The organism is Kineococcus vitellinus (assembly GCF_009906315.1).
Classification (GTDB): domain Bacteria; phylum Actinomycetota; class Actinomycetes; order Actinomycetales; family Kineococcaceae; genus Kineococcus; species Kineococcus vitellinus.
Window position 1 is genome coordinate 1 of sequence record NZ_JAAALL010000256.1, and the last position, 6,462, is coordinate 6,462.

Here is a 6,462-nt window from a genome sequence, read left to right on the forward strand (position 1 = left end):
GGTCGGCGGCGGGCACCGCAGCATCCTGCCCCACGGGCGCCGGCGCCCCGCGCTGCACGGGGAGCGCCCGCCGGGCCGCCTTACCATGGCTGCGTGACCCAGACTGCCCAGGACGCCAGCTCCGCCGACCTCCTCGACGGCGGCGACGACTGCAACGACACCGCGGCGGTCGCGGCGGCCGGTCCCCGGGCGGCCTGGGACGGCGGGCGGCGGGTGCTGCTGGCCGCTCCGCGCGGGTACTGCGCGGGGGTGGACCGCGCGGTCGTCGCGGTGGAGAAGGCCCTGGAGCTGCACGGCGCGCCCGTCTACGTCCGCAAGGAGATCGTGCACAACAAGCACGTCGTGCGGACGCTGACCGAGCGCGGCGCGGTCTTCGTCGACGAGACGGACGCCGTCCCGCGCGGGGCGCACCTGGTGTTCTCCGCGCACGGGGTCAGCCCGGCCGTGCGCGAGGCCGCGGCCGCGCGCTCGCTGCGCACGATCGACGCCACGTGCCCGCTGGTGACCAAGGTGCACAAGGAGGCCGTCCGCTTCGCCGCGCAGGACGCCGAGATCCTGCTCATCGGCCACACCGGCCACGAGGAGGTCGAGGGCACCGCGGGGGAGGCCCCCGAGCACATCACCGTCGTGGACAGCCCCGAGGTCGCCGACACGGTCGAGGTCCGCGACCCCGACAACCTCGTCTGGCTCTCGCAGACCACGCTGTCGGTGGACGAGACGATGGAGACGGTGCGCCGCCTGCGCCGGCGCTTCCCGAACCTGCAGGACCCGCCCAGCGACGACATCTGCTACGCCACCTCCAACCGGCAGGTGGCGGTGAAGAAGATCGCCCCCGAGGCCGACCTGGTCATCGTCGTGGGGTCGGCCAACTCCTCCAACTCCGTGCGCCTGGTCGAGGTCGCCCTGGACGCGGGGGCGGGCGCCGCGCACCGCGTCGACGACGCCCACGAGGTCGACGAGGCCTGGCTGGAGGGCGTCACCACCGTCGGGGTGACCTCCGGCGCCTCGGTGCCCGAGGTGCTCGTGCAGGACGTCCTGCGCTTCCTGGCCGAGCGCGGCTTCGGGCAGGTGGAGGAGGTCACCACCGCCCAGGAGGACCTCGTCTTCTCGCTGCCCACCGACCTGCGCCGCGAGCTGAAGGCGGGCGCCCGGCGCTCGCTGCCCGTCACGCCCGTCTGAGGGGGGCGCCCGCCGCGGGTAAGCTCCGGTACCCGTGGCTCTCACCATCGGCATCGTCGGCCTGCCCAACGTCGGCAAGTCCACCCTGTTCAACGCGCTGACGCAGAACGACGCGCTCGCGGCGAACTACCCCTTCGCGACGATCGAGCCCAACGTGGGCGTGGTCGCGCTGCCAGACCCGCGGCTGCACCGGCTCGCGGAGCTGTTCTCCAGCGAGAAGACGGTGCCCGCGACCGTCTCCTTCGTCGACATCGCCGGCATCGTCAAGGGCGCCAGCGAGGGCGAGGGGCTGGGCAACAAGTTCCTGGCCAACATCCGCGAGGCGGACGCCATCTGCCAGGTGACCCGCGCCTTCGCCGACCCCGACGTCGTGCACGTGGCCGGTGCGGTCGACCCGGCCGACGACATCGCCACGGTGCACACCGAGCTGGTGCTCGCCGACCTGCAGACCCTCGAGCGCGCCCTGCCGCGCCTGGAGAAGGAGGTCAAGGGCAAGCGGGCCGACCCGGCGGTGCTCAAGGCCGCGCAGGCGGCGCAGGCGGTCCTGGACTCCGGCCGGCCGCTGTCGGCGGCGACGGCGGCCGACGACGTGGACGTCGAGGCGCTCAGGGAGCTGGGCATGCTCACCACCAAGCCCTTCCTCTACGTCTTCAACGTCGACGAGACGGTGCTGGGCGACGAGGGCCGCAAGCAGGAGCTGCGGGCGCTGGTGGCGCCGGCGGAGGCCGTCTTCCTCGACGCCAAGCTGGAGTCGGAGCTGGCCGAGCTGCCGGCGGAGGAGGCCGCGGAGCTGCTGGCCTCGGTCGGGCAGGACGAGTCGGGCCTGGACCAGCTGGCCCGCGTGGGCTTCGCCACCCTGGGGCTGCAGACCTACCTGACGGCGGGGCCGAAGGAGGCCCGCGCGTGGACGATCCACCGCGGCTGGACGGCTCCGCAGGCCGCCGGGGTCATCCACACCGACTTCCAGCGCGGCTTCATCAAGGCCGAGGTCGTCTCCTTCGAGGACCTGGTGGCGGCGGGGTCGATGGCCGACGCGCGGGCCGCCGGCAGGGTCCGCATCGAGGGCAAGGACTACGTCATGGCCGACGGCGACGTGGTGGAGTTCCGCTTCAACGTCTGAGCCGGGCCCGAGCCGCGCAACGCGCCGGCAACACGGCCGCAACAGGCCCGCAACAGGGCCGCGACAGGGCCGGCGGCACCGGCGGCGGGGCGCGGCGGGCGAGCGCACCCGCCCGCGCCGGCCGGGACGAGCGGACACCAGAACGCAACCACATCGTTACCTCGGGTCGTCGAACGGGTTCCGCGGCCCTCGCAGGGCCCCTGACCTGCGACGATGGAGCAGGGCGGCGGCGCCCGGCGCGATCGGGGTGACGCACCTGCCGTCCGCGCGGGAGACACTGGAGGAGGCCCGGTGACCGGGTCGGGCCCGTCGTTCGACCGAGGCGTCGGGAAACGGCTTGACCGAGTGTTAACGTGCTGCCCGACCTTTTGAGGTGGACATCCTGCCGTGCAGGAGTCACCCACGCTGGGCAACCTGCCCAGGACGACATGCTCGCGAGGAGGAGTTCCACCTTGAGCAGCTTCGAGCAGGACGACGACCTGAACCAGACCGCCAAGCGCGTGGGCGTGGTGGCGGGCGGTCCCGTCCTCACCCGTCGCGACGGCCTGAAGGGCCTGGTCGGCGTGGCCGCCGTGGCCGGTCTGGCCGCCTGCGGCGGCAGCGACGACGAGGGCTCCGGCACCGGCGGCGGCGAGAGCGGCGGCGGCACCGGTGGCGACGTCATCGTCAACGGCAGCGAGCCGCAGAACAAGCTCGTCCCCACCAACACCAACGAGGTCGGTGGCGGACGCCTGCTCGACTCGCTGTGGGCCGGCCTCGTGTACTACAAGGCCGACGGCACCCCCGAGAACGACGTCGCCGAGTCGATCGAGTCCAGCGACGCGCAGAACTACACGATCAAGATCAAGAGCGGTCAGACGTTCTCCGACGGCACCCCCGTCACCGCCAAGAGCTTCGTCGACGCGTGGAACTACGGCGCCCTGGGCACCAACGCGCAGCTGTCGAGCTACTTCTTCGAGCCCATCGAGGGCTTCGAGGCCGTCCAGAGCGAGCCGCCGGCCGCGCAGACGCTCAGCGGCCTGGCCGTCGTGGACGACACCACCTTCACCGTGAAGCTGCTGCAGCCCGAGAGCGACTTCCCGCTGCGCCTTGGCTACTCGGCCTTCTACCCGCTGCCCGAGTCGGCGTTCGCCGACATGGAGGCCTTCGGCGAGAACCCGGTCGGCAACGGCCCGTACAAGCTCAAGGCCGAGGGCGCCTGGCAGCACAACGTGCGCATCGACTTCGTGCCGAACGAGACCTACGACGGCCCGCGCAAGGCGCAGAACGACTCGCTCTCGTTCGTCTTCTACGAGACCAACGACGCCGCCTACTCGGACCTGCAGGGCGGCAACCTCGACGTCCTGGACGCCATCCCGCCGTCGGCGCTGGCGACCTTCGAGGACGACCTGGGCGACCGCGCCGTCAACATCCCCGCGGCGGTCTTCCAGTCGTACTGCATCCCCGAGCGGCTGCCGCACTTCGGCGGCGAGGAGGGCAAGCTGCGCCGCCAGGCGCTGTCCTACGCCATCGACCGCGACCAGATCTGCGAGACGGTCTTCAGCGGCACCCGCACCCCGGCCAAGGACTTCACCTCCCCGGTCATCGCGGGCTACTCCGAGACCGTCGCGGGCAACGAGGTGCTGTCCTTCGACGCCGCCAAGGCCAAGCAGCTGTGGGCGCAGGCCGACGCGATCTCGCCGTGGTCGGGCACCTTCACCCTCGCCTACAACACCGACCTCGGTCACCAGGAGTGGGTCGACGCGGTGACGGCGAGCATCCGCCAGACCCTGGGCATCCAGGCCGAGGGCGCTCCGTACCCGACCTTCGCCCAGATCCGCACCGAGGTCACCAACCGCACCATCACCGGCGCCTTCCGCACCGGCTGGCAGGCGGACTACCCGGGTCTGTACAACTTCCTCGGGCCGCTGTACGCCACGGGCGCGGGCTCCAACGACGGCGACTACTCCAACCCCGAGTTCGACGCGCTGCTGCAGCAGGCGGCCAGCACGACCGACCAGGACCAGGCGAACGAGCTCCTGCAGCAGGCGCAGACGATCCTGTTCACCGACCTGCCGGTCATCCCGCTGTGGTACTCCAACGCCAGCGGCGGCTTCGGCGAGAACGCCGAGAACGTCCAGTTCGGCTGGAACAGCGTTCCGCTCTACTACCAGGTCACCAAGTCCTGACCTGACCGAGGAGGGGGTGGGCCGGCACCGCGCCGGCCCACCCCCTCATCGCGCGTGACCCGGAGTTCGACGATCGACAGTCCGGGGCCACCACGGACGGTGGTTCCCCAGGGAGGCTCGTGATGGGTTGGTACATCGGGCGCCGTCTGCTGCAGATGGTGCCCGTCTTCTTCGGAGCGACGCTCCTGATCTACGCGCTCGTCTTCCTGCTGCCCGGTGACCCCATCCTGGCGCTCTTCGGGGACAAGCCGGTCAGCGAGTCGGCGCGCGCGACCCTGACGGCCCAGTACAACCTGGACGAGCCGTTCCTCGTGCAGTACCTGCTCTTCCTCAAGGGCATCTTCACCTTCGACTTCGGGCAGTCCTTCAGCGGTCAGCCGGTCATCGACCAGCTGGCCCGGGCCTTCCCCGTGACGATCAAGCTCGCCCTCGTCGCCCTCGTCATCGAGGCGGTGCTCGGCATCGGCTTCGGCTTCATCGCCGGTCTGCGCCGCGGCGGGGTCTTCGACTCCACGGTGCTCTTCCTCAGCCTCGTCGTCATCGGCATCCCGGTGTTCGTCCTGGGCTTCGTCTCCCAGTTCGTCTTCGGCGTGAAGTGGGGGATCGTCTCGCCCACGGTCGGCGGCGACCCCGCGCTCGCCGACTTCATCATGCCGGGCGCGGTGCTCGGCGCCCTCTCCTTCGCCTACGTGCTGCGGCTGACCCGCAACTCCGTGGCCGAGGGCCTGTCGGCGGACCACGTGCGCACGGCGACGGCGAAGGGGCTGTCGCGCCCGCGGGTGATGACGGTCCACGTGCTGCGCAACTCGCTCATCCCGGTCGTCACCTTCCTCGGCACCGACCTCGGCGCGCTCATGGGCGGCGCCGTCGTCACCGAGGGCATCTTCAACATCCCCGGCGTCGGCAACCTGCTCTACCAGTCGGTCGTGCGCCAGGAGGGCCCGACCGTCGTCTCGGTCGTCACCGTCCTGGTGCTCGTCTACCTGATCGCGAACCTGGTCGTCGACCTGCTGTACGCCGTCCTGGACCCGAGGATCCGCTATGTCTGAGACCACCGTGCGCCCCGGCCAGGAGCACTACGTCGCGCCGCTGGAGGAGACGCCGCTGGCGGCCGTCGACGCCGTCGACGAGAGCGCGCCCTCCACGAGCCTGTGGGGCGACGCCTGGAAGCGGCTGCGCAAGCGGCCGCTGTTCATCGTCCCCTGCGTGATCATCCTCGCGCTGGCCGTGGTCGCGCTGTTCCCGTCCTGGTTCACCTCCCAGGACCCGCGCTTCGTCGACCTGGCCAGCGCGCTGCAGGGCCCCTCCTCCGAGCACCCGCTGGGGGTGACCCGGGCCGGCACCGACGTCTACGCCCGCGTCGTCCACGGCGCGCGCGCCTCGATCGCCGTCGGCCTGCTCACCACGGTCGTCGTCGTCGTGGTCGGCGGGGTCGTGGGGGCGCTGGCCGGCTTCTTCGGCGGCTGGCTGGACGCGGTGCTCTCCCGCGTGGCGGACATCTTCTTCGCCCTGCCGCTCATCCTGGGCGCCATCGTCCTGCTGCAGACGCTGAACTCGCGCAACGTCCTGACCGTCGCGCTGACGCTGTCGCTGTTCGGCTGGCCGCAGGTGGCCCGCATCATGCGCGGTGCCGTCCTGCAGGTGCGCGGCAACGAGTACGTCACCGCGGCCAAGTCCCTCGGCATGGGCCGGATGGCGACCCTGGTGCGCCACGTGGTGCCGAACGCGCTGGGGCCGGTCATCGTCGTGGCGACGATCTCGCTGGGCACCTTCATCGCGGCCGAGGCGACGCTGTCGTACCTGGGCCTGGGGCTGCCGCAGACCATCGTCTCCTGGGGCGGTGACATCGCCAACGCCCAGCGCTCGCTGCGCACCGACCCGTGGGTCCTGCTGTGGCCGTCGATCGGGCTGTCGCTGACCGTCCTGTCCTTCCTCATGCTCGGCGACGCGCTGCGCGACGCCCTCGACCCGAAGGGCCGCACCCGGTGAACGCCC

At 71.6% G+C, this 6,462-nt stretch carries 5 protein-coding genes; all 5 read left to right on the top strand.

Features of this window, described 5'->3' with window-relative positions:
* Nucleotides 1-213 precede the first annotated feature (213 nt).
* The 5 genes from GTQ99_RS18160 to GTQ99_RS18180 all read left to right on the top strand — a co-directional run bounded on the left by GTQ99_RS18160 (nt 214) and on the right by GTQ99_RS18180 (nt 6,456).
* Complete coding sequence (locus GTQ99_RS18160) at nt 214-1,179, top strand: 4-hydroxy-3-methylbut-2-enyl diphosphate reductase (protein ID WP_166617133.1); 966 nt, start codon at nt 214-216, stop codon at nt 1,177-1,179.
* 34 nt (nt 1,180-1,213) lie between these two features.
* Nucleotides 1,214-2,299 (top strand): redox-regulated ATPase YchF, encoded by a 1,086-nt coding sequence (gene ychF, locus GTQ99_RS18165; protein WP_166617130.1) that lies wholly within the window; start codon nt 1,214-1,216, stop codon nt 2,297-2,299.
* A gap of 509 nt (nt 2,300-2,808) precedes the next feature.
* Nucleotides 2,809-4,467 carry a peptide ABC transporter substrate-binding protein gene (locus GTQ99_RS18170; RefSeq protein WP_420814585.1) on the top strand — a complete coding sequence of 553 codons (1,659 nt, stop codon included), beginning with the start codon at nt 2,809-2,811 and terminating at the stop codon, nt 4,465-4,467.
* Nucleotides 4,468-4,589: 122 nt separating this feature from the next.
* The gene (locus GTQ99_RS18175) at nt 4,590-5,516 is read left to right on the top strand and encodes an ABC transporter permease (RefSeq protein WP_166617131.1); all 927 of its coding nucleotides are present in this window, start codon (nt 4,590-4,592) and stop codon (nt 5,514-5,516) included.
* Nucleotides 5,509-6,456 (top strand): ABC transporter permease, encoded by a 948-nt coding sequence (locus GTQ99_RS18180; RefSeq protein WP_166617132.1) that lies wholly within the window; start codon nt 5,509-5,511, stop codon nt 6,454-6,456. Before GTQ99_RS18175 ends, GTQ99_RS18180 begins: the two co-directional genes overlap by 8 nt.
* Nucleotides 6,457-6,462 lie beyond the last annotated feature (6 nt).